Annotated in this window: 17 protein-coding genes and 3 tRNA genes; 9 read left to right on the forward strand and 11 right to left on the reverse strand. The window is 69.2% G+C overall.

Annotated elements, in window-relative coordinates; genetic code table 11:
* Nucleotides 1–10 precede the first annotated feature (10 nt).
* Nucleotides 11–85: transfer RNA gene (locus OHS59_RS21860), tRNA-Asp, on the forward strand.
* A gap of 24 nt (nucleotides 86–109) precedes the next feature.
* Nucleotides 110–186, forward strand: a tRNA-Phe gene (locus OHS59_RS21865).
* A gap of 385 nt (nucleotides 187–571) precedes the next feature.
* On the opposite strand, the gene OHS59_RS21870 is transcribed toward OHS59_RS21865, so the two are convergent.
* The gene (locus OHS59_RS21870; protein WP_328495105.1) at nucleotides 572–1,162 is read right to left on the reverse strand and encodes a hypothetical protein; all 591 of its coding nucleotides are present in this window, start codon (nucleotides 1,160–1,162) and stop codon (nucleotides 572–574) included.
* A gap of 197 nt (nucleotides 1,163–1,359) precedes the next feature.
* On the opposite strand from OHS59_RS21870, the gene OHS59_RS21875 reads away from it, so the two are divergent.
* Entirely contained in the window at nucleotides 1,360–2,043 is a 684-nt protein-coding gene (locus OHS59_RS21875) for a TetR/AcrR family transcriptional regulator (protein ID WP_328495106.1), read from the forward strand.
* Nucleotides 2,044–2,066: 23 nt separating this feature from the next.
* Here OHS59_RS21875 and OHS59_RS21880 read toward each other — a convergent pair whose 3' ends face one another.
* Complete coding sequence (locus tag OHS59_RS21880; protein ID WP_328499304.1) at nucleotides 2,067–3,158, reverse strand: ABC transporter permease; 1,092 nt, start codon at nucleotides 3,156–3,158, stop codon at nucleotides 2,067–2,069.
* A gap of 238 nt (nucleotides 3,159–3,396) precedes the next feature.
* On the opposite strand from OHS59_RS21880, the gene hrpA reads away from it, so the two are divergent.
* From hrpA to OHS59_RS21895, 3 genes are all read left to right on the forward strand, one after another.
* Nucleotides 3,397–7,401 (forward strand): ATP-dependent RNA helicase HrpA, encoded by a 4,005-nt coding sequence (gene hrpA, locus OHS59_RS21885; protein ID WP_328495107.1) that lies wholly within the window; start codon nucleotides 3,397–3,399, stop codon nucleotides 7,399–7,401.
* Nucleotides 7,402–7,494: 93 nt separating this feature from the next.
* Nucleotides 7,495–7,569, forward strand: a tRNA-Asp gene (locus tag OHS59_RS21890).
* Nucleotides 7,570–7,893: 324 nt separating this feature from the next.
* Nucleotides 7,894–8,076, forward strand: coding sequence for a DUF6274 family protein (locus OHS59_RS21895; RefSeq protein WP_328495108.1), 183 nt, complete (start codon nucleotides 7,894–7,896; stop codon nucleotides 8,074–8,076).
* 520 nt (nucleotides 8,077–8,596) lie between these two features.
* On the opposite strand, the gene bldC is transcribed toward OHS59_RS21895, so the two are convergent.
* Nucleotides 8,597–8,803: a developmental transcriptional regulator BldC gene (gene bldC / locus OHS59_RS21900; RefSeq protein WP_003949541.1), complete on the reverse strand. Its 207-nt coding sequence runs from the start codon at nucleotides 8,801–8,803 to the stop codon at nucleotides 8,597–8,599.
* A 498-nt stretch (nucleotides 8,804–9,301) separates the two neighbouring features.
* Nucleotides 9,302–10,168, reverse strand: a complete 867-nt coding sequence (locus OHS59_RS21905) for a hypothetical protein (protein WP_328495109.1) — start codon at nucleotides 10,166–10,168, stop codon at nucleotides 9,302–9,304.
* A 233-nt stretch (nucleotides 10,169–10,401) separates the two neighbouring features.
* On the opposite strand from OHS59_RS21905, the gene OHS59_RS21910 reads away from it, so the two are divergent.
* Together OHS59_RS21910 and OHS59_RS21915 are read left to right on the forward strand one after the other, a co-directional pair.
* Nucleotides 10,402–11,493, forward strand: coding sequence for a Leu/Phe/Val dehydrogenase (locus tag OHS59_RS21910; protein ID WP_328495110.1), 1,092 nt, complete (start codon nucleotides 10,402–10,404; stop codon nucleotides 11,491–11,493).
* A gap of 312 nt (nucleotides 11,494–11,805) precedes the next feature.
* Nucleotides 11,806–12,057: a DUF3073 domain-containing protein gene (locus OHS59_RS21915; RefSeq protein ID WP_143643689.1), complete on the forward strand. Its 252-nt coding sequence runs from the start codon at nucleotides 11,806–11,808 to the stop codon at nucleotides 12,055–12,057.
* Between the two features lie 210 nt (nucleotides 12,058–12,267).
* Here OHS59_RS21915 and purM read toward each other — a convergent pair whose 3' ends face one another.
* From purM to OHS59_RS21935, 4 genes are all read right to left on the reverse strand, one after another.
* Nucleotides 12,268–13,338 carry a phosphoribosylformylglycinamidine cyclo-ligase gene (gene purM, locus OHS59_RS21920; protein WP_328495111.1) on the reverse strand — a complete coding sequence of 357 codons (1,071 nt, stop codon included), beginning with the start codon at nucleotides 13,336–13,338 and terminating at the stop codon, nucleotides 12,268–12,270.
* A 56-nt stretch (nucleotides 13,339–13,394) separates the two neighbouring features.
* Nucleotides 13,395–14,918, reverse strand: coding sequence for an amidophosphoribosyltransferase (purF, locus tag OHS59_RS21925; protein ID WP_328495112.1), 1,524 nt, complete (start codon nucleotides 14,916–14,918; stop codon nucleotides 13,395–13,397).
* An 83-nt stretch (nucleotides 14,919–15,001) separates the two neighbouring features.
* Nucleotides 15,002–15,886 (reverse strand): META domain-containing protein, encoded by an 885-nt coding sequence (locus tag OHS59_RS21930; protein ID WP_328495113.1) that lies wholly within the window; start codon nucleotides 15,884–15,886, stop codon nucleotides 15,002–15,004.
* 96 nt (nucleotides 15,887–15,982) lie between these two features.
* On the reverse strand, nucleotides 15,983–16,780 hold the full coding sequence (locus OHS59_RS21935; protein ID WP_328495114.1) for a maleylpyruvate isomerase family mycothiol-dependent enzyme: 798 nt from the start codon (nucleotides 16,778–16,780) through the stop codon (nucleotides 15,983–15,985).
* A 111-nt stretch (nucleotides 16,781–16,891) separates the two neighbouring features.
* Here OHS59_RS21935 and OHS59_RS21940 point away from each other — a divergent pair, with 111 nt between their 5' ends.
* Nucleotides 16,892–17,476: a Uma2 family endonuclease gene (locus OHS59_RS21940; protein ID WP_328495115.1), complete on the forward strand. Its 585-nt coding sequence runs from the start codon at nucleotides 16,892–16,894 to the stop codon at nucleotides 17,474–17,476.
* A 97-nt stretch (nucleotides 17,477–17,573) separates the two neighbouring features.
* On the opposite strand, the gene purL is transcribed toward OHS59_RS21940, so the two are convergent.
* Genes purL through purS form a run of 3 tightly spaced genes read right to left on the reverse strand, consistent with a single transcriptional unit; the run spans nucleotide 17,574 to nucleotide 20,793 of the window.
* Nucleotides 17,574–19,832, reverse strand: coding sequence for a phosphoribosylformylglycinamidine synthase subunit PurL (gene purL, locus OHS59_RS21945; RefSeq protein ID WP_328495116.1), 2,259 nt, complete (start codon nucleotides 19,830–19,832; stop codon nucleotides 17,574–17,576).
* Entirely contained in the window at nucleotides 19,829–20,533 is a 705-nt protein-coding gene (purQ, locus tag OHS59_RS21950) for a phosphoribosylformylglycinamidine synthase subunit PurQ (RefSeq protein WP_328495117.1), read from the reverse strand. The genes purL and purQ overlap by 4 nt, the downstream gene beginning before the upstream one ends.
* Nucleotides 20,530–20,793: a phosphoribosylformylglycinamidine synthase subunit PurS gene (gene purS / locus OHS59_RS21955; protein WP_055518089.1), complete on the reverse strand. Its 264-nt coding sequence runs from the start codon at nucleotides 20,791–20,793 to the stop codon at nucleotides 20,530–20,532. The genes purQ and purS overlap by 4 nt, the downstream gene beginning before the upstream one ends.
* Between the last annotated feature and the right edge of the window lie 157 nt (nucleotides 20,794–20,950).

Genomic DNA, 20,950 nt, shown 5'->3' on the forward strand with positions numbered 1-20,950 from the left:
ACAACAGCTGGGTCCTGTGGAGCAGTTTGGAGTGCTCGCCACCCTGTCAAGGTGGAGGCCGCGGGTTCAAATCCCGTCAGGACCGCTGCGATTCTTCAGTGAATCGCGTGGCTGGGTAGCTCAGTTGGTACGAGCGATCGCCTGAAAAGCGATAGGTCGCCGGTTCGATCCCGGCCCCAGCCACCACCCCGAAGACCCCGCCCTCACCGGCGGGGTCTTCGTCGTTCCGTGCCCCAGAGCCCCGCTCACCGGTACGGAGCCCTTGCCGGGCACCGCGCGCGTGCGCCGAACACCCGGACCGCGGCACCCGCCTTCGGACTTCGGACTTCGTGCTTCGGGTTTCGGGTTTCGGGTTTCGGGTTTCGGGCTGTGGGCGAGTCCCGCGCCCGGCGACGACTCAGACCGTCGCCCGCCCACACCACGGCCGCCCTGTCGTGCCTGTCGTGCCTGTCGTGGCGGAGGCCGCCCCCGTGGCGCGGCCGCGATCGCGAAGACCCCGCCCACCGGGACGGGGTCTTCGCCGTGCGTCACGCGCTACGCGCCACGCACCGTGCGTCGGACGCGGCACAGGTCACGCCTTGGGCGTCGCGCGGTACAGGCGGATCGCCGAGACCAGGAAGAAGATCCCGCCGAGCGTGGCGTAGCCGGCGAGGCTGGTCAGCGAGGGGTTGTCCTGGGAGGCGCCCCGGATGAAGGACCCTCCGGCCAGCACCGAGATGCCGCCGCTGGCGATCATGGCCCACTGGCCGCCCATCGGTCGGCGCGCGACGCCCACGAGGAGCTGGACCAGGCCGGAGACGACCGCCCAGGCGCCCCAGACGCGCAGCACGTCGGCGACGCCCGAGGTACTGGCCACCGCGAGGCCGACGGCGGCGAGCGCGCTGACGGCCATGTTCAGGTACAGGCCCTTGACCGGCCCGGCGGCGCGCGCCGACCTGGCGTCGACGACGGCCGCGGCCACGTCGAAGGCGGGATAGAGGAACAGCAGCAGCTTGGCCCCGGTGCTGAGGTCGGGGCCCGCCACAACCAGGAGCCCCGCCCAGGCGGCCGCGAAGACGAAGCGGACGACGTACAGCCGGCGCAGGGCGGGCGTGCCGCCGACGTGCTCGTCGGATCCCGGGGAAGCGGCGGTGGAGGCGGTGGTGGAAGCGGCGGGCGCCATGGGTTCTCCAGTGTGTGCGGGGAGGGACGGAGGGATACGGAGGTGGGCCGGCCGCGCGACGGGTTCGGCCGTCCGGAGCCGGGGCAGACAGGTCACCTACACCCAGAGAGAACGGTCTCTCTTGTCTGCATCCGCAGCCTGACACATCCACCCCCTCAAAAACAAGAGAGATCGTTCTACCTGTTACTCTGGGCGATATGACGCAGACGGGAACCGGTACCGGCAAAAGAGTCTCCGAGGCCCGGGAGCGGCTCCTGAGGACCGCCGGGCAGCTCTTCTATTCGGAGGGCATCCACACGGTGGGCGTCGACCGCCTGGTCGCCGAGTCGAAGGTCACCAACGCCACCTTCTACCGCCACTTCCCCAGCAAAGAAGACCTGGCCGTGGCCTACATCGGAAGCGTCGACAAGGCGATCCGCGCCCAGCTCGCCGCCCTGACGGCCACGGACGCACCGGCCGACGACATCCTGCGGGGCATCGGCGCGTCCCTGGTCGAGCAGATCCGCTCACCCGGCTACCGCGGCTGCGCCTTCCTCAACGCGGCGGCGGAGTTCCCCGCCCCCGACCACCCGGTCCACCGGGCCGTCGTACAGCACCGCGAGTGGTTCCTGCAGACGATCACCGGGCTGTTCGCCGACATCACGGACGCCTCCGCCGAGTACGCAGGGCGGCACTTCGTCATGCTCCGCGACGGCGCGATGAGCGCCGGCTACCTCGGCGACCCCGTCCTGGCCGGCGCCACCCTGCTGCGCGGCATCGACGGACTGCTGCGGGTGCACGCCGCCCGCGGGCTCGACGAGGACGCCGCTCCCGCAGGCGGCCGGACGGCCACGACGGTGACCGCGGTCACCGACATCGACTGCTCACCGCCCAGCGCGTAACCGTCGGCGCGCCGCGCGGGGAGTCAGGCCGCCGCTCCGCCCGCGGAACTTTCCGGGGTCACCCGGCCCGCCGCGTGCGCCGGGCCGGCCTCGCGGCCCCCCGGGTGGCGGTGGCGCCAGATCCAGAAGACCGCGCAGGACACCAGCGCCCAGCCCCCGAGGACCAGGAACGGGAAAATGTGCTGGTGACCGGCGAAGTACACCGCCGTGTGCTGGGCGTTGACCGAACCGCCGGGCGGGAGCCAGCGGCCGATGACGCCGAGCGGTGAGGGCAGCAGCGGCCAGGAGACGGCGCCGCCCGAGGACGGGTTGCCGAGCAGGACCATCAGCCCCCAGGTGGGGAGCATCGCCCAGCGCCCGAACAGGGTGTTGAACATCGAGAAGACCATGCCGGACGTGAACATGGTCAGCGCGAGGATCAGCCAGGACTCCACGAACGGCAGATCCAGCGCGCCCAGCAACCAGTCGACCACCGCCGCGATCACGAAACCGCCGAGCAGGGAGTACGCGGCCGTGAACGCGATGCGCTCCATCGGGTTCAGCGCCCGCGCGTGCACGCTGAGCTGGATCGCCCCGACGAAGCCGATGATCACGGCCGCCAGGGAGATGTAGAAGATCGCCAGCCCGCGCGGGTCACCCTCCTGGAGCGGCTTGATGTCCCGGACCGTGACCGCCACCCCGGTGGCCTTGCCGACGGCCGGCGCGGCCTGTTCCAGCAGCTCCGCGACCGAGGCCCCGGACGCCCCGGAGACGTCGAGGATCACCGACTTGCCGTCGTCCCGGACATCGAGGATCGCGAAGACCTTCTGGTCGTCCACCGCCTCGACGGCCGCCGCCCTGCTGTCGTACGCGTGGATCTGCAGGGAGGCGTCGAGCGCCTTCTCCATCCCGTCGAGGAAGGCCCTGCCCCGCCCCTCCTCGTACGCGCCCACCGTCGCGGTCGGCACATGGCGCGGGGTCGGGTTCGCCATGGAATACGTGTACGAACCGGCGAAGAGGCCTGCCGCGGCGGCGAGGATCAGCACCAGCACGGACGCGGGCAGGAAGGGGGACTCCTTGAAGGAGCCCCAGCGTTCGCGACGCGTGGGCGGTCTGCCATGGGCACCGTGCGGCATCTCGGACATAGCCACACGCTAAAGGCACATAAGGGATATCGCTGCGCGACGGACGCACCGATGGACAGCCGGTGGACGGGCCGGCCGGTGGGCCGGCGGATGTGCTGACGGGTGGGCGGCGGACGGGCCGGGCGACGTCCGGCGGAACCCTCGGCGGACGCCCGGCCGCCGCGCTGTTCGCCCCCCGACGTAAAAGCGTTCGCCCCCGGTTTCCCCGAGGTGAGATCCTGGACCGCGTATGTCTACGCATCCTGCCCCCGCCCTCGGCGATCTCGCCTCCCGTCTGGCCGAGCTGTCACTGCGCGACGCGCACCGGCTCGGGCGCAGGCTCGAAGGCGCGCGCCGGATCCGCAAACCCGAGGCCCGCGCCGCCGTCACCGCCGAGATCGAGACGGAGGTGGCCAGGGCCGAGGTCCGCATGGCCGAGCGACGCGGCCTCGTGCCCACCGTCTCGTACCCCGAGCAGCTGCCCGTCAGCCAGAAGAAGGACGTGATCGCGGACGCCATCCGTGATCACCAGGTCGTCATCGTCGCGGGTGAGACCGGGTCCGGAAAGACGACCCAGATCCCCAAGATCTGTCTTGAGCTGGGCCGTGGGGTGCGCGGCATGATCGGGCACACCCAGCCCCGCCGGATCGCCGCCCGTACCGTCGCCGAGCGCGTCGCCGAGGAGCTGGACACCCCGCTGGGCGAGGCCGTCGGCTGGAAGGTCCGCTTCACCGACCAGGTGAACCCGGACGGCACCTTCGTGAAGCTGATGACGGACGGCATCCTGCTCGCCGAGGTCCAGACGGACCGCGAGCTGCGCGCCTACGACACGATCATCATCGACGAGGCCCACGAGCGGTCCCTGAACATCGACTTCCTGCTCGGCTATCTGGCCCAGCTGCTGCCGAAGCGGCCGGACCTGAAGGTCGTCATCACCTCGGCGACCATCGACCCGCAGCGCTTCTCGCGGCACTTCGGGGACGCGCCGATCGTCGAGGTCAGCGGGCGTACGTACCCCGTCGAGGTGCGCTACCGGCCGCTCCTGGAAGAGGACGGCGACGACGCCGACCGCGACCAGATCACCGCGATCTGCGACGCCGTCGAGGAGCTGCAGGGCGAGGGCAAGGGCGACATCCTCGTCTTCCTGTCCGGCGAGCGGGAGATCCGCGACACGGCGGACGCGCTGGAGAAGAAGAAGTACAGATTCACCGAGGTGCTCCCCCTCTACGCGCGGCTCTCGCACGCCGAGCAGCACCGCGTGTTCCAGCAGCACACGGGGCGCAGGATCGTTCTGGCGACGAACGTCGCCGAGACCTCCCTCACCGTCCCGGGCATCAAGTACGTGATCGACCCGGGCAACGCCCGCATCTCCAGGTACAGCCACCGCACCAAGGTCCAGCGGCTGCCCATCGAGGCGGTCTCGCAGGCCAGCGCCAACCAGCGCAAGGGCCGCTGCGGCCGTACGTCCGACGGCATCTGCATCCGGCTCTACTCCGAGGACGACTTCCTCGCCCGCCCGGAGTTCACGGACGCGGAGATCCTCCGTACGAACCTGGCGTCCGTCATCCTCCAGATGACCGCGGCCGGGCTCGGCGAGATCGAGAAGTTCCCCTTCATCGACCCGCCGGACCACCGCAACATCCGCGACGGCGTCCAGCTCCTCCAGGAGCTCAACGCCCTCGACCCGGCGGAGAAGGACCCGCGCAAGCGGCTCACGGACACCGGCCGCAAGCTCGCGCAGCTGCCCGTCGACCCGCGGCTTGCCCGGATGGTCCTGGAGGCCGACAAGAACGGCTGCGTGCGCGAGGTCATGGTGATCGCGGCCGCGCTGTCCATCCAGGACCCGCGCGAGCGGCCGTCGGAGAAGCAGACGCAGGCCGACCAGCAGCACGCCCGCTTCAAGGACGAGACGTCCGACTTCCTCGCGTACCTCAACCTCTGGCGCTACGTGCGCGAGCAGCAGAAGGAGCGCGGCTCGTCGTCGTTCCGTCGCATGTGCAAGCAGGAGTACCTGAACTTCCTGCGGATCCGCGAGTGGCAGGACATCTACACACAGCTGCGGACGGTCGCCAAGCAGATGGGCATCCATCTGAACGAGGACGACGCGCCCGAGCAGCAGGTCCACCTCTCCCTCCTGGCCGGCCTGCTCTCCCACATCGGCATGAAGGACGTGAAGGAGAGCGGGACCACCGGCACCGGGAAGGACGGCGGGCGCGAGGGGGGCCGCGGCACCACGAAGAACGAGTACGTGGGTGCCCGCAACGCCAAGTTCGCGATCTTCCCCGGCTCGGCCCTCTTCAAGAAGCCCCCGCGCTTCGTGATGTCCGCCGAACTCGTCGAGACGTCCCGGCTGTGGGCCCGCGTCAACGCGCGGATCGAGCCCGAGTGGATCGAACCGCTCGCCGAGCACCTGCTGAAGCGCACGTACAGCGAACCGCACTGGGAGAAGGACCAGTCGGCGGTGATGGCGTACGAGAAGGTCACGCTGTACGGCGTGCCGATCGTCGCCCAGCGGAAGGTCAACTACGGGCGGATCGACCCGGAGATCAGCCGCGAGCTTTTCATCCGCAACGCGCTCGTCGAGGGTGACTGGCGTACGCACCACAAGTTCTTCTCCGACAACCGCCGCCTCCTGACCGAGGTCGAGGAGCTGGAGCACCGTGCGCGGCGCCGGGACATCCTGGTCGACGACGACACGCTCTTCGACTTCTACGAGGAGCGGGTGCCGGCGCACGTCGTGTCCGGCGCCCACTTCGACTCCTGGTGGAAGCACAAGCGCCAGGAGGAGCCCGAACTCCTCGACTTCGAGCGCTCGATGCTCATCCGGGAGACGGCCGGTGCGGTCACCAAGGACGACTATCCGGACTCGTGGCGGCAGGGGCGGCTCAAGTTCCCCGTCACGTACCAGTTCGAGCCGGGCGCCGACGCGGACGGCGTGACCGTCCACATTCCGCTCCAGGTGCTGAACCAGGTCACGGACGAGGGCTTCGAGTGGCAGATCCCGGGGCTGCGGGAACAGGTCGTCACCGAGCTGATCCGCTCTCTCCCCAAACCGATCCGCCGCAACTACGTTCCGGCGCCCAACTTCGCGCAGCGGTTCCTGGAGCGGGCGGTGCCCCTGCAGGAGCCCCTGACCGTGACGATGGCGCGTGAGCTGAAGCGGATGGTCGGAGTGCCGCTCACCGCCGAGGACTTCGACTGGTCCAGGCTCGACGACCACCTGAAGATCACCTTCCGGATCGTCGACGAGCGGCGGCGCAAGCTGGCCGAGGACAAGGACCTGGAGGCCCTCAAGGTCCGGCTGAAGCCGAAGGCACGCCAGGCGATCTCGCAGGCCGCGGCGGCGACGGCCCAGCGGGAGGGCGGGGAGTCCCTGGAGCGCACCGGGCTGACCGACTGGACCATCGGCTCCCTCACCCGCCTCTTCGAGACGCGCCGGGCGGGCCAGCCGGTGAAGGCGTACCCGGCTCTGGTCGACGAAGGGCCGAAGGCGAACACCGTCTCCGTACGCCTCTTCGACACAGAGGCCGAGCAGCAGCAGGCGATGTGGAAGGGCACGCGGCGGCTCATCCTGCGCAACATCCCGGTGAATCCGGCGAAGTTCGCGTCGGACAAGCTCACCAACGCCCAGAAGCTGGCCCTGTCCGCGAACCCGCACGGGTCGATCCAGGCACTGTTCGACGACTGCGCGACGGCCGCCGCCGACAAGCTCATCGGCGACTTCGGCGGCCCGGCCTGGGACGAGGAGTCGTACCGGAAGCTGTACGAGAAGGTGCGCGCGGAGATCGTCGACACGACGGTCCGCACGGTCGGCCAGGTCGAACAGGTGCTGGCCGCCTGGCAGGCCTGTGAGCGCCGCCTGAAGGGCGTACGCAGCCCTGTGCTCCTGGCGAACCTGACGGACGTACGGACGCAGCTGGACGCCCTCGTGCGGCCCGGCTTCGTCACGGCGGCCGGACTGCGGCGGCTGCCGGACCTGATGCGCTATCTGGTCGCGGCGGACCGCCGGCTCCAGCAGATGCCGACGAACGTCCAGCGGGACACCAGCCGGATGGAGAAGGTCCACGAGATGCAGGACGAGTACGCCTGGCTGCTGGAACAACTGCCGCAGGGCCGCCCCGTCCCCTCCTCCGTCCGGGACATCCGCTGGATGATCGAGGAGCTGCGCGTCAGCTACTTCGCGCACGCGCTGGGCACGGCGTACCCCGTCTCCGACAAGCGGATCGTGAAGGCGATCGACGCGGCCGCACCGTAACGGCGTCCGCACACCGAGTGAGTTCGCCCAGGGGGCCAACCCTCCTGTAGAGTCCTGTCTCGCAGCGCAACGCAAGATCGCACTGCGAAACCTGGTCCTGTGGAGCAGTTTGGAGTGCTCGCCACCCTGTCAAGGTGGAGGCCGCGGGTTCAAATCCCGTCAGGACCGCAGAAGCAGAACGAAGGCCCCGCATCCACAACGGATGCGGGGCCTTCTGCATGCCTCCGGGCGGGCCCCGTCAGGGGCGCGGGGAACCGCGCGACAAGCCCCCACCGGCGGGCATTCGACCCCCCACGGCATCCCCACCCCCTGAGGGGCGCGAGGAACCGCGCGACCGGCCCCCACCGCCCCGCACAGACCAAAACACCGCCACAGATCCGAACACCACCCCCACCAGTCCCTCAGGCCCCGAGCAGCAACCTCACGCCCTTGACGCGGTCACCTTCCCCAAGTACCTACAAACCAGAGCCCCAGACCCCACCGGAGGTGACCATGGCGGCGACCGCTCGACATGAGACGCGAGCCCTGCTCCGCGCCCACCTGTCGGCCGCCTCCGGCCATCGTCATCGGACACGGCACTGCCCGATCTGCCACCGGCTCCTGCGACTGGCCTCGGAGTCCGGCCCGGAGGACCTGGAGAACGGCCCGGAGGACGAGAACCCCTCCCCGGCCTGAGCGACCGCACGGGTCACGCATGAGCGCCCGCCGCGCACCAACTGCCCCTCGCGCGGCCCCAGATGCGCGGGACCTCCTTTAGCGCAGGTACACCACGCACAACAAGGACCAGGACATGTGACGGGTGTCACCGCATAAGTTTTCAAACCTGCGGATCTTACCCCCCACCTACAACTGGTCAATTTAATATGTGCCATTGCACTCTGCCCCGGGATGACTCACAGCTGATCCGACAGCCTCGCCCAGACTGCGACAAGGCCACTCACAGACCGACCCGGTAGCCGCGCACACCCCATGACCAGCGCACAAAAAAGATCGCGCTGGACCCGGCGGAGTCCAGCGCGATCTACGACGCACCCACGTTGCTCATGGTTCTTGCTCGGGCGTGAACCCCGTTGGGGCGGGATCCGCGTCGCTCGGTACTCGGGTGGTGCTTGGGTGACGCTTGAGTGGTACTTGCGTCAGGGCCCTACCGACAAGTTGGGGGACCTGCCGAAATACCCTGCTATGTAGTTGTTGTTCAGGCTTCGCTGCGCTGCTGCGGGATGCCCGCGAGCAGAGCACGAACCTCTGCTTCGCGGTAACGGCGATGCCCGCCGAGCGTGCGGATCGACGTGAGCTTGCCGGCCTTCGCCCACCGCGTGACCGTCTTAGGGTCCACGCGGAACATCGTGGCGACCTCAGCCGGGGTCAGCAGCGGCTCGGCATCAGGGGTGCGAGCGGTCATGAGCGGCCTCCTCGGGAGAACCGATCGTTCTCGGTTCTTTCCTCTAAATTCTGCACCTTGACCCGCGTTGCCCGAAATGGCGGATGCGGGTCGAGTCGGTTATAGGACGAACGGCTTGTCCTCGGCACTACAACTACACCATCCGTCCAGCCACGTCGGCCAAACCGATGGAATTGCCCTCCCAGGTGTTCATCAGCGACGGAAGCCGATGGACCATGCCATAGCGGACAGTCACGCCTCTGTGACGATCAGTCACAGGACGATCAGGAGTCACGAGAACCCCCGTAACGCGCAATGCCGAGATTCCACCCATACATGGACAGAGAGAGCCCTCCCCGGACTCCTTGTCCTATTTTGGCATGAGGAGGGGCGTTGGGCGCAAGGTCCGGGTTAGTGCTGTCCGTCACGCTTACCCCGTACGACCCGGATCGGGACTTACGTCCTGTCAGAGCCCGTGACGCACAGGAACCGTCGGCGCCGAAGAGCCGCCGTACGGCCTCAGTTCGCCGACTGGCGGTCCCGGACCGAACGCCACCGTTCGACGAGCCGACCGTACGCCTCCCCCGCGCCGGGCCCGTCGCCCGTGCGCAGCGCCTCGATGCCCTCGGCGACGTCCGCGGCGGAGTGGTCGCCGTCGAGCTCCCCGGCGGGCAGGACGTGCACGAGGCCGCCGTAGTCCAGCTCCACCAGCGAGCGCGGGTGGAACTCCTCCAGCCAACGCCCCACATCCACCAGGCCGTCGATGAGCGGCCCCTCGTCGAGGGCGTCCCGCAGCGTCCGCAGGGCCCGCGCCACCCGCCGCCGCGCCTGCACCATCGGGGTGCGGTAGCGGAGCACGGGCGCGTCCTCCTCGGCCCGCGAACCGCCCCCGGACCCGGTCCCCTTGTCGTACTCGCGCTCCTCGTCCGAGACGAGCACGAACCAGTGCAGCGGGACCTGCCAGGTCGAGGTGCGGATCCAGGGGCGGGCGTCGGGGTTGCGGGTCAGCCAGCGCTCGTAGTCCTGGGTCGCCTGACGGCGCACGAGTTCCGGCAGTGCCGCGTCCAGCACCGGCGCCGGCAGCTCCTCCGCCAGTTCGCCCAGGGCCTCCCAGCCGCGCAGCCGGGTCCGCCAGGGGCACACGCACAGCACGCCGTCCACGTCCGCGACGAACGCGTCACCGCTCTCCTGCACCGGCACCGCGATCGGCGGCACGGGCAGCAAGTCGGCCAGCGAACGGCGCAGTTCGTCCTGGTACGAGGGACGCTCGGGGCGGCGCGCGTAGCGGGACCAGTGGCCGCGCTCCGATTCCGGGAAGGCCGCGAGCGGTTCGTACACCCGGAGATAGGACGCGTAGGGGACGATCAACGAGGACACCTTGGGCACGCTTGCTCCCTCCCCAGCCGACCCGGTGGACAACCGCGGACCCCCTGCGCGGATACGCGGGAAATCCCTGCAAATCGTCCCACGCCCGCTCGTGACCGTACTCCGGGAGGGGGTGATCCTGACCACTGCGCCGATGGCGGTCCAGCACAGGCTCTAATCTCGTGCCACACGGACCCCCGCCACCCGTACGAGGGCCGCCCCGACCCGCCGCTTCTTACCTGGGAGTCACCACCGTGACCGACGTAACCGGCAGCCCTGACGACGTACTGCACACCCTGTTCCGGTCGGATCAGGGCGGCCATGAGCAAGTCGTGCTCTGTCAGGACCGCGCCACCGGCCTCAAGGCCGTCATCGCCATCCACTCGACCGCCCTGGGCCCGGCCCTCGGCGGCACCCGCTTCTACCCGTACGAGAGCGAGGCGGCGGCCGTCGCCGACGCGCTGAACCTCGCCCGCGGGATGTCGTACAAGAACGCCATGGCCGGGCTCGACCACGGCGGCGGCAAGGCCGTGATCATCGGTGACCCCGAGCAGATCAAGACCGAGGACCTGCTCCTCGCGTACGGCCGTTTCGTGGACTCGCTCGGCGGCCGGTACGTGACCGCCTGCGACGTCGGCACCTACGTGGCCGACATGGACGTGGTGGCGCGCGAGTGCCGCTGGACGACCGGGCGTTCCCCCGAGAACGGCGGCGCGGGCGACTCGTCCGTCCTGACGGCCTTCGGTGTCTTCCAGGGCATGCGGGCCTCCGCCCAGCACCTGTGGGGCGAGCCGTCGCTGCGCGGCCGCACGGTCGGTGTCGCCGGCGTCGGCAAGGTGGGGCGCCACCTGGTCGAGCACCTGCTGGAGGACGGCGCCCGGGTCGTGATCGCGGACGTGCGCCAGGACGCCGTGGGCCGCATCGCCGACAAGCACCCCTCCGTGGAGGTCGCCGCGGACACCGAGCGGCTGATCCGGATCGAGGGGCTCGACATCTACGCCCCGTGCGCGCTCGGCGGGGCCCTGAACGACGACTCCGTGCCGGCGCTCACCGCGAAGATCGTCTGCGGTGCGGCCAACAACCAGTTGGAGCACCCGGGTGTGGAGAAGGACCTCTCCGACCGCGGGATCCTCTACGCCCCGGACTACGTGGTGAACGCGGGCGGTGTCATCCAGGTCGCCGACGAACTGCACGGCTTCGACTTCGAGCGGTGCCGGACGAAGGCGGCGAAGATCTTCGACACCACGCTGGCCATATTCGCTCGTGCGAAGGAAGACGGGATTCCGCCGGCCGCCGCAGCCGACCGGATCGCCGAGCACCGCATGGCGGAGGCCCGCCGCCCCTGAGGTCCGAAGGCCGTCCGGACGCCCTCCGGACGGCCCCGCGGGGTGCCCGTCGGCGGGTGTTGGAGAGAACTCTCACGTTCGTCGGCGGGTCGCTCGCCGAGAAGAGGTTAAAATCGCGGTTGACCAGCGAGGACAGGGCACCTCGCGGGTTCTGGGCACAGGCGCGTCCTGCGGGCGACGTACCGTATGGGCGTGGGCTCAGGTACCGTGGAAGCCCTACGGACCGGTCTCTCCGCGGAGAGACCGTTCTAGATCATGAACGCGTGTCAAGACTCTGGGGCCGTCGAGCCCCGTATCCGAGGGGGTCGAGCCATGGGGCGCGGCCGGGCAAAGGCCAAGCAGACGAAGGTCGCCCGCCAGCTGAAGTACAGCAGCGGCGGGACCGATCTCTCGCGTCTGGCCAATGAGCTGGGCGCTTCGACTTCGCAACAGCCGCCTAACGGCGAGCCGTTCGAAGACGACGACGAGGAAGATGACCCGTACTCCCAGTACGCGGATCTCTACAACGACGACGAGGACGAGGACGATGAGTCCGGTCCTACGTCGCAACGCCGCGGCGCTTGACGCACCTGCTGCGCTCGTCGTTCTAGCTGCGCTTCACCCGGTCCGGGGTTGGTTGCCGGACCGGGTTTTGTGCATGGCGCTCCGCGGACTCGCTCCGCTGTGATGGCGGGGGTGCACTGAGGATGCTTGTACCGCTGCGGGTGCGTCGTGGCTGGTCGCGCGGTTCCCCGCGCCCCTGACGGGGCGCCCCTGTGGGCGCCCCTTTCATGGCTACCGTGCCGCGTAGTCGCCGGTCAGGGCCGCGCCCGTCTCGTGGGTGCCGCGGTCGGTGATCTCGCCTGCCACCCAGGCTTCCACGCCTCGGTCCGCCAGGGTGGCCAGTGCGGCGTCCGTGGAGTCCTCCGGGACGATCGCGATCATGCCCACGCCCATGTTCAGCGTCTTTTCGAGTTCCAGGCGCTCGACCTGGCCGGTGGTGCCGACGAGGTCGAAGACCGGGGCCGGGGTCCAGGTGCCGCGGTCGACGATCGCGTGCAGGCCGTCCGGGATCACCCGGGCCAGGTTGGCCGCGAGGCCGCCGCCCGTGATGTGCGAGTACGCGTGCACGTCGGTCGTGCGGGTCAGCGCGAGACAGTCCAGCGAGTAGATCTTGGTGGGCTCCAGGAGCTCCTCGCCGAGCGTGCGGCCGAACTCCTCGACGTGCTGGTCCAGCTTCAGGTTTGCGCGGTCGAACAGGACATGCCGGACGAGTGAGTACCCGTTCGAGTGAAGGCCGGAGGACGCCATGGCGATCACCGCGTCACCCGTACGGATACGATCCGCGCCCAGCAGCCGGTCGGCCTCCACGACGCCCGTACCGGCGCCGGCGACGTCGAAGTCGTCCGGGCCCAGCAGACCGGGGTGTTCGGCCGTCTCGCCGCCCACCAGGGCGCAGCCCGCGAGGACACAGCCCTCGGCGATGCCCTTCACGATGGCCGCGACACGCTCCGGGTGGACCTTGCCGACGCAGATGTAGTCGGTCATGAAGAGCGGCTCGGCGCCGCACACCACGATGTCGTCCATGACCATCGCGACCAGGTCGTGGCCGATGGTGTCGTACACGCCGAGCTGCCGGGCGAGGTCGACCTTCGTGCCGACGCCGTCCGTGGCGGAGGCGAGCAGCGGGCGCTCGTACCGCTTGAGGGCGGAGGCGTCGAAGAGGCCGGCGAAGCCGCCGAGGCCACCGAGGACCTCGGGGCGCTGCGTCTTCTTCACCCACTCCTTCATGAGTTCCACGGCGCGGTCGCCCGCTTCGATGTCGACGCCCGCGGCGGCGTAGCTGGCACCAGTTGTCTCAGACATGACGGTGAGAACTTTCGTGTCGTACAGCGGTGTCGCTGCGATGTTGCTGCGAGGTCTTACGGGCGACGGATCGCGTCGGACGCGGCCGACGCGGGACCCGCGGCCAGCTCGGTCTCCAGGAGCTGCTTGCCGAGCAGCTCGGGGTCCGGGAGGTCCATCGGGTACTCACCGTCGAAGCAGGCACGGCACAGGTTCGGCTTGTCGATGGTGGTGGACTCGATCATGCCGTCGATGGAGATGTACGAGAGGGAGTCGGCGCCCAGGGAGGTGCCGATCTCCTCGATGCTCATGCCGTTGGCGATCAGCTCGGCGCGGGTCGCGAAGTCGATGCCGAAGAAGCAGGGCCACTTCACGGGCGGCGAGGAGATCCGGATGTGGATCTCGGCCGCGCCGGCCTCGCGGAGCATCCGCACCAGGGCGCGCTGGGTGTTGCCGCGCACGATCGAGTCGTCGACGACGACCAGGCGCTTGCCCTTGATGACTTCCTTGAGGGGATTCAGCTTCAGCCTGATGCCCAGTTGGCGGATGGTCTGTGAAGGCTGGATGAAGGTCCGCCCGACATAGGCGTTCTTCACCAGACCGGCACCGAACGGGATGCCGGAGGCCTCCGCGTAACCGATCGCGGCGGGCGTGCCCGATTCCGGAGTCGCTATGACCAGATCGGCCTCGGCCGGAGCTTCCTTGGCGAGACGGCGGCCCATCTCGACGCGGGAGAGGTACACGTTCCGGCCGGCGATGTCGGTGTCCGGGCGGGCCAGGTACACGTACTCGAAGACGCAGCCCTTGGGCTTCGCTTCCGCGAATCGGGAGGTTCGCAGGCCGTTCTCGTCGATCGCGACGAACTCGCCCGGCTCGATCTCGCGGACGTAGGCCGCTCCGCAGATGTCGAGGGCGGCGGACTCGGAGGCGACGACCCAGCCGCGCTCCAGCCGGCCGAGGACCAGCGGGCGGATGCCCTGCGGGTCACGGGCGGCGTAGAGGGTGTGCTCGTCCATGAAGACGAGCGAGAAGGCGCCCTTGACCTGGGGGAGGATCTTGGCGGAAGCCTCTTCCACGGTCAGCGGCTTGCCGTCGTCGTCGACCTGGGCGGCCAGCAGGGCCGTGAGGAGGTCGGTGTCGTTGGTCGCCGCCACACGCGGGGTGCGGCCCTCCTGCTTGGGAAGGTCGGCGACCATTCCGGCGAGCTCCGCCGTGTTGACGAGGTTGCCGTTGTGGCCGAGCGCGATCGAGCCGTGCCCGGTGGCACGGAACGTCGGCTGGGCGTTCTCCCAGGTGGAGGCACCGGTGGTCGAGTAGCGGGCGTGACCGACCGCGATATGACCGAGCAGGGAGCCGAGGGAGGCCTCGTCGAAGACCTGGGAAACGAGCCCCATGTCCTTGAAGACGAGGATCTGAGAGCCATTGCTGACCGCGATACCCGCGGATTCCTGGCCTCGATGCTGGAGGGCGTAGAGCCCGAAGTAAGTGAGCTTGGCGACCTCTTCACCGGGAGCCCAGACTCCGAAGACGCCGCAAGCGTCCTGGGGTCCTTTCTCGCCGGGGAGCAGATCATGACTGAGTCGACCGTCACCACGTGGCACGCCACCGAGTGTAGGCGAGATCGACCACTGGTCCGAATTGGGGAAGCGCCCGAGCGGCGCCGTGAGACGCCGCCCGTCCGGGGTCACTTCGCGGCGACTGCTTCCAGGCCAGCGCCGTTTTCGCTGGTCAGCGTGAGATTGCCGCCCTTCAGCGTGTACTTCACGGTGCCGTCGAAGAGCGCCAGCAGGGACCTCTCGGTGTCCATGAGTGAGTCGGAGCACATCTTGCGGGTGGTACCGGGCGTGCCCAGAGTGATAGTGCCGTCGCCGACCGTGGCCTTGGCGGTCACCTTGTTGCAGCCGAGCTCGCCGCGGACGGTGCCCTTCTCGTCGAAGGTGAGGTGGACCTTGCCCTCGGCGGCGGAGGACAGGGCGACGGCGGAGCCGCCCTTGGAGTCACCCTTCTCGTCGACCTTCACCGTGCCGGTGACGTTCCACTTGGTGCCGTAGAGGTCGGCGGGCTTCTCGGCCGTCAGCTTCACGGTGTACCCGTCCTCGGTCGTGAGCGTCAGTTCGTCGTCGTTGACGTCGGCCTTGATCTTGCTGTCGGAGATGGCCTCGCCCAGCTTCGACTCGAAGCTCATGGCCCCGTCGGCCGTGCAGGCCATCTTCGTCTTGACGGTGTCGTCGCCGACCGTGATCGTGTCGCCCTCGATCTCGGCGGTGGCCCCGAAGTGGTTGCAGCCGTAGTTGCCACCCACCTTGCCGTCCTTGCCGAACTCGATGTGGGCGCCGGCCGGGGCTTCCTGCGTCTTGCCGCCGGCCGTCACGCTCTCGACGTTCCACTGCTTGCCGGTGATACCGGTGTCCTGCCGGGTCCCGACGGAACTGGAACCGGAATCCTCCTTCCCGTTTCCGTCGCCGCTCTCCGTGCCGCAGGCGGCCGTGGCGAGGAGTCCGGTGACCGCCAGGGCGCTGAGGCCGACCCGCGGGCTGAGGGCGCTGAGGTTGCGTCGCTGCGTGTGCATGCCGCTTTGACGGGGCGGGTGGGGTGCTTGGTTCCCTCCACGGGTGCCTCACCGAGTAACGGCCGCGCAACGGCCGGCCCGGATCCGGGCTCCGGGTCAGCTCATGAGGGGAAGCAGACCGCCCAGGTCGGCGCGCTCTCCGCTCGCCCTGACCTTCGCGTCGTCGAGGGCGGCCTGCCAGCGCCTACGGCCGGTCGCGAGGCGGATCCAGGTGAGCGGATCCGTCTCGACGACGTTGGGCGGGGTGCCGCGGGTGTGGCGCGGGCCCGCCACGCACTGCACGACCGCGTACGGCGGTACGCGCACCTCGGTGGAGGCGCCGGGCGCCTTCGCGGCGAGCGCGTCGGCGAGCAGGCGGGTGCACGCGGCGAGGGCCTGGCGGTCGTACGGGATGTCGAGTCCCGGGACGGCCGCGTTGAGGTCGTCGGTGTGGACGACCAGCTCCACCGTGCGGGTGACGAGGTGGTCGGCCAGGTTCATCGCGCCCACGCGGGTGGTGAGCAGCCGTCCGCCGGGGGCGTCCTGCAGCCGTTCGCCGAACCGGGCCTCCGTGCGCTCGTACAGCGCGTCGAGGTCCGGTTCGGCGGCGGCGAGCGCGTGTACGTCGTCGTCGACCTCGCCGGCTCGCGGGGCGGTGGTGGAGGGCCAGTCGAGCAGGGCGAGCGCGGGTCCGGCGGGCTCGTCGCGGTCCAGGCCCCGGCTCACGGCCTCCAGCGCCATGGTCAGGTGCGCGGCCAGCTCCCGTACGGTCCAGTCCCCGAGTCCGGCGGGTGCCGCGAGCTGTTCGGGGGTGAGGGTGCGCACGGCCGCCCGTACGTTCCCGAACTGGGCGAGGACCGCGGTGCGGGTCTTTGCCGGGTCGTAGGTGCGGGGGCGTCTCTTGGGCGGGGGCATGGGGGGAAGCGTACGGCGGGGGCGGTCACCCGTGAGTGTGATCGACTCCGGAAGCCACCCAGCCCCGAGCACCCCGGACAACACTGGCCTTCGCCTGGAAAGGGAGGCAACATGACGGCTATGGCCGAGCGCACGTCTCAGATGTCGGTGGAGGAGTTCGAAACGATCGCCGCAGCCGCTCCCGAGACCGTCACGTTGGAGTTCATCGACGGACGGATCGGAGTCAAGAAGGTGACGGACGGGGACCACGACACGATCGTGTCCTGGCTGACCAAACGCTGTATCCAAGCCCGACCGGACCTGGACGTGTACCACGGTCGAGGCCTCCGGGTGGCCGCGTATCGGCAAGGCCGGGCGAAGCCTGACGCCGCGCTCACGCCCGAAGCCCACTTTGCGGCATACGGCGAATGGGCCGACCCGGACGGGGTGCTCATGGTCGTCGAGGTCACCTCGTACGACTCGGACACGGACCGGCGGGACCGGTACGAGAAGCCGGCCGCGTACGGCCAGGCCGGGATCCCCTTGTATCTGCTGATCGACCGGGACTCCTGCACGGTCACCGTGCACAGCGCTCCGGACCGCACGGTCGGTGGATATCGCGCCATGCACACGGCGAAGTTCGGCGAGACCGTTTCCGTCCCCGATCCGGTCGGCATCGAACTCGACACGGAGATCCTGAAGAACTACGTCCGCTGAGCGCTCGATGAGCATGCGATGAGCAGAGAAGCCCCCGCTTGGAAGCATCCTTCCAAGCGGGGGCTTCGCCCTGTACGCGCCATACGAGCCGAACCGGTTACGCGAACAGCGCCGGGATCGTCTCCGTGTGGGCCGTGCGCAGGTCCGTCAGGGACAGGGTGAACTCGCCCTGGACCTCGACCGCGTCCCCGTCGACGACACCGATGCGAGCGGCCGGCAACCCCCGCGCACCGCACATGTCGTTGAACCGGAGCTCCTCCGAGCGCGGGATCGCCACGACGGCGCGGCCCGCGGACTCGGAGAACAGGAACGTGAACGCGTCGAGCCCGTCGGGCACGACGAGCCGCGCACCCTTGTCGCCGAGCAGCGCCGACTCGACCACGGCCTGGATCAGACCGCCGTCGGACAGGTCGTGCGCGGAGTCGATCATGCCGTCGCGGGAGGCGGAGATCAGGATCTCGCCGAGGAGGCGTTCGCGCTCCAGGTCGACCTTCGGGGGCAGCCCGCCGAGGTGGTCGTGGACGACCTGCGACCAGGCCGACCCGCCGAATTCCTCGTGGGTGTCGCCGAGGAGGTAGAGGAGCTGGCCCTCTTCCCGGTAGGCGACGGGAGTGCGGCGGGCGACGTCGTCGATGACGCCCAGGACCGCGACCACGGGCGTGGGGTGGATGGCCGCCTCGCCCGTCTGGTTGTAGAGCGAGACGTTGCCGCCGGTGACCGGGGTGCCCAACTGCAGGCAGCCGTCGGCCAGTCCGCGGATGGCCTCCGCGAACTGCCACATGACGGCCGGGTCCTCGGGCGAACCGAAGTTCAGACAGTCGGAGACGGCGAGCGGCTTGGCACCGGTCGTCGCGACGTTCCGGTACGCCTCCGCCAGCGCCAACTGCGCGCCGTGGTACGGGTCCAGCTTGGTGTAGCGGCCGTTGCCGTCCGTGGCGATGGCGACCCCGAGACCGGACTCCGCGTCGATGCGGATCATGCCCGAGTCCTCGGGCTGCGCCAGCACCGTGTTGCCCTGCACGAAGTGGTCGTACTGGGAGGTGATCCAGGACTTGGAGGCCTGGTTCGGGGAGGAGACGAGCTGGAGGACCTGCTTCTTCAGCTCCTCCGAGGTCTCGGGCCTGGGCAGCTTGTTGGCGTCGTCCGCCTGGAGCGCGTCCTGCCACTCCGGACGGGCGTACGGACGCTCGTAGACCGGGCCGTCGTGCGCGACCGTGCGCGGGTCGACGTCGACGATCTTGCCGCCGTGCCAGAAGATCTCCAGGCGGTCGCCGTCGGTCACCTCACCGATCACCGTGGCGATGACGTCCCACTTGTCGCAGATCTCCAGGAACCGGTCGACCTTCGACGGCTCGACGACCGCGCACATGCGTTCCTGCGACTCGCTCATGAGGATTTCCTCGGGCGAGAGAGTCGAGTCGCGCAGGGGTACGTCGTCCAGCGTCACGCGCATGCCGCCGGAGCCGTTGGACGCCAACTCGCTGGTGGCGCAGGACAGTCCGGCGGCTCCCAGGTCCTGGATGCCGACGACCAGCTTCTCGGCGAAGGCCTCCAGGGTGCACTCGATGAGGAGCTTCTCCTGGAAGGGGTCGCCGACCTGGACGGCGGGACGCTTCGACGGCTTGGCGTCGTCGAAGGTCTCGGAGGCCAGGATGGAGGCGCCGCCGATGCCGTCGCCGCCCGTGCGGGCCCCGTACAGGATGACCTTGTTGCCCGAGCCCGACGCCTTCGCGAGGTGGATGTCCTCGTGCCGCATGACGCCGATGGCACCGGCGTTGACCAGCGGGTTGCCCTGGTAGCAGGCGTCGAAGACGACCTCGCCGCCGATGTTGGGCAGGCCCAGGCAGTTGCCGTAGCCGCCGATGCCCGCGACGACACCGGGCAGTACGCGCTTGGTGTCGGGGTGGTCGGCGGCGCCGAAGCGCAGGGGGTCGACCACCGCCACCGGGCGCGCGCCCATCGCGATGATGTCGCGCACGATGCCGCCGACGCCGGTGGCCGCGCCCTGGTATGGCTCGACGTACGACGGGTGGTTGTGCGACTCGACCTTGAAGGTGACCGCGTAGCCCTGGCCGACGTCGACGACGCCCGCGTTCTCGCCGATGCCGACGAGGAGGGCGTCCGACTGGGGGGCCTTCTCGCCGAACTGGCGCAGGTGCACCTTGGAGGACTTGTAGCTGCAGTGCTCGGACCACATGACCGAGTACATGGCGAGCTCGGCGCCGGTCGGGCGACGGCCGAGGATCTCCACGACCCGCTCGTACTCGTCCTTCTTCATGCCCAGTTCGGCCCAGGGCAGCTCGACGTCGGGGGTCTCGGCCGCGTGCTCGACCGTGTCCAGAGGCGTCCGGCTCATGCGTTGACCAGCTTCTTGAGGATCGAGGTGAAGAAGGGCAGGCCGTCGGTGCGGCCGGACCCGACGAGGGGCTCGACAGCGTGCTCCGGGTGCGGCATCAGACCGACGACGTTGCCCGCCCCGTTCGTGATGCCGGCGATGTCCCGCAGCGAGCCGTTGGGATTGCCGAAGCCGTCGGCGAACTCGCCGCCGACCACGTAACGGAAGACGACGCGGCCCTCCGCCTCCAGCATGTCGAGGGTGCGCTCGTCGGCGACGTACCGCCCGTCCATGTTCTTCAGCGGGATGTTGATCTCCTGGCCGGACTCGTAGTCCGCGGTCCAGGCGGTCTCCGCGTTCTCCACCTTCAACTTCTGGTCACGGCAGATGAAGTGGAGGTGGTCGTTGCCGAGCATCCCGCCGGGAAGGAGATGTGCCTCGGTGAGGATCTGGAAGCCGTTGCAGATGCCGAGCACCGGCATTCCCGACTTCGCCTGCTCAATCACCGTCTCCATGACCGGCGAGAAGCGCGAGATCGCACCGGCACGCAGATAGTCGCCGTACGAGAAACCGCCCGGCAGGACAACGGCGTCGACCTGGTTGAGGTCCTTGTCCTTGTGCCAGAGAGCGACGGGTTCGGCGCCGGCGAGCTTGATCGCCCGCTGGGTGTCCCGGTCGTCGAGGCTTCCGGGGAAAGTGACGACGCCAATACGAGCGGTCACTTTCCGGCCTCCGCGACTTCCTCGACCTTGACGGTGAAGTCCTCGATCACGGTGTTGGCGAGGAAGGATTCGGCGAGTTCATGGATGCGGGCGAGGGCGGTGTCGTCCACCGGTCCGTCCACTTCCAGTTCGAATCGCTTTCCCTGACGGACGTCGGAGATGCCTTCGAAACCGAGGCGCGGCAGTGCACGCTGCACCGCCTGGCCCTGGGGGTCGAGGATCTCCGGCTTGAGCATGACGTCGACTACGACGCGTGCCACTGGCACTCCCGGTGTGTGGTGCTGAGCAGGTTCGTTCAGACTACCCGCACAAAATTTCTACGCGGGTAGATTCGTAGGAATCTACGTGACGGTCATCACGATTACGCATCGAGGACCTATCGTCGGGCTGCCTTCACGAAAAATTCTGGGAAAGATC

The organism is Streptomyces sp. NBC_00414 (assembly GCF_036038375.1).
In the GTDB taxonomy this organism is placed as follows: Bacteria; Actinomycetota; Actinomycetes; order Streptomycetales; family Streptomycetaceae; genus Streptomyces.

Excerpts from the sequence above, each read along its gene's own strand:
- OHS59_RS21930 (WP_328495113.1), bottom strand. The coding sequence starts at position 15,886 with ATGCACACGCAGCGACGCAACCTCAGCGCCCTCAGCCCGCGGGTCGGC.
- purL (WP_328495116.1), bottom strand. The coding sequence starts at position 19,832 with ATGAGCCGGACGCCTCTGGACACGGTCGAGCACGCGGCCGAGACCCCC.
- OHS59_RS21875 (WP_328495106.1), top strand. The coding sequence starts at position 1,360 with ATGACGCAGACGGGAACCGGTACCGGCAAAAGAGTCTCCGAGGCCCGG.
- bldC (WP_003949541.1), bottom strand. The coding sequence starts at position 8,803 with ATGACCGCTCGCACCCCTGATGCCGAGCCGCTGCTGACCCCGGCTGAG.
- OHS59_RS21935 (WP_328495114.1), bottom strand. The coding sequence starts at position 16,780 with ATGCCCCCGCCCAAGAGACGCCCCCGCACCTACGACCCGGCAAAGACC.
- OHS59_RS21870 (WP_328495105.1), bottom strand. The coding sequence starts at position 1,162 with ATGGCGCCCGCCGCTTCCACCACCGCCTCCACCGCCGCTTCCCCGGGA.
- purM (WP_328495111.1), bottom strand. The coding sequence starts at position 13,338 with ATGTCTGAGACAACTGGTGCCAGCTACGCCGCCGCGGGCGTCGACATC.
- OHS59_RS21915 (WP_143643689.1), top strand. The coding sequence starts at position 11,806 with ATGGGGCGCGGCCGGGCAAAGGCCAAGCAGACGAAGGTCGCCCGCCAG.
- hrpA (WP_328495107.1), top strand. The coding sequence starts at position 3,397 with ATGTCTACGCATCCTGCCCCCGCCCTCGGCGATCTCGCCTCCCGTCTG.
- OHS59_RS21895 (WP_328495108.1), top strand. The coding sequence starts at position 7,894 with ATGGCGGCGACCGCTCGACATGAGACGCGAGCCCTGCTCCGCGCCCAC.
- OHS59_RS21940 (WP_328495115.1), top strand. The coding sequence starts at position 16,892 with ATGACGGCTATGGCCGAGCGCACGTCTCAGATGTCGGTGGAGGAGTTC.
- OHS59_RS21880 (WP_328499304.1), bottom strand. The coding sequence starts at position 3,158 with ATGCCGCACGGTGCCCATGGCAGACCGCCCACGCGTCGCGAACGCTGG.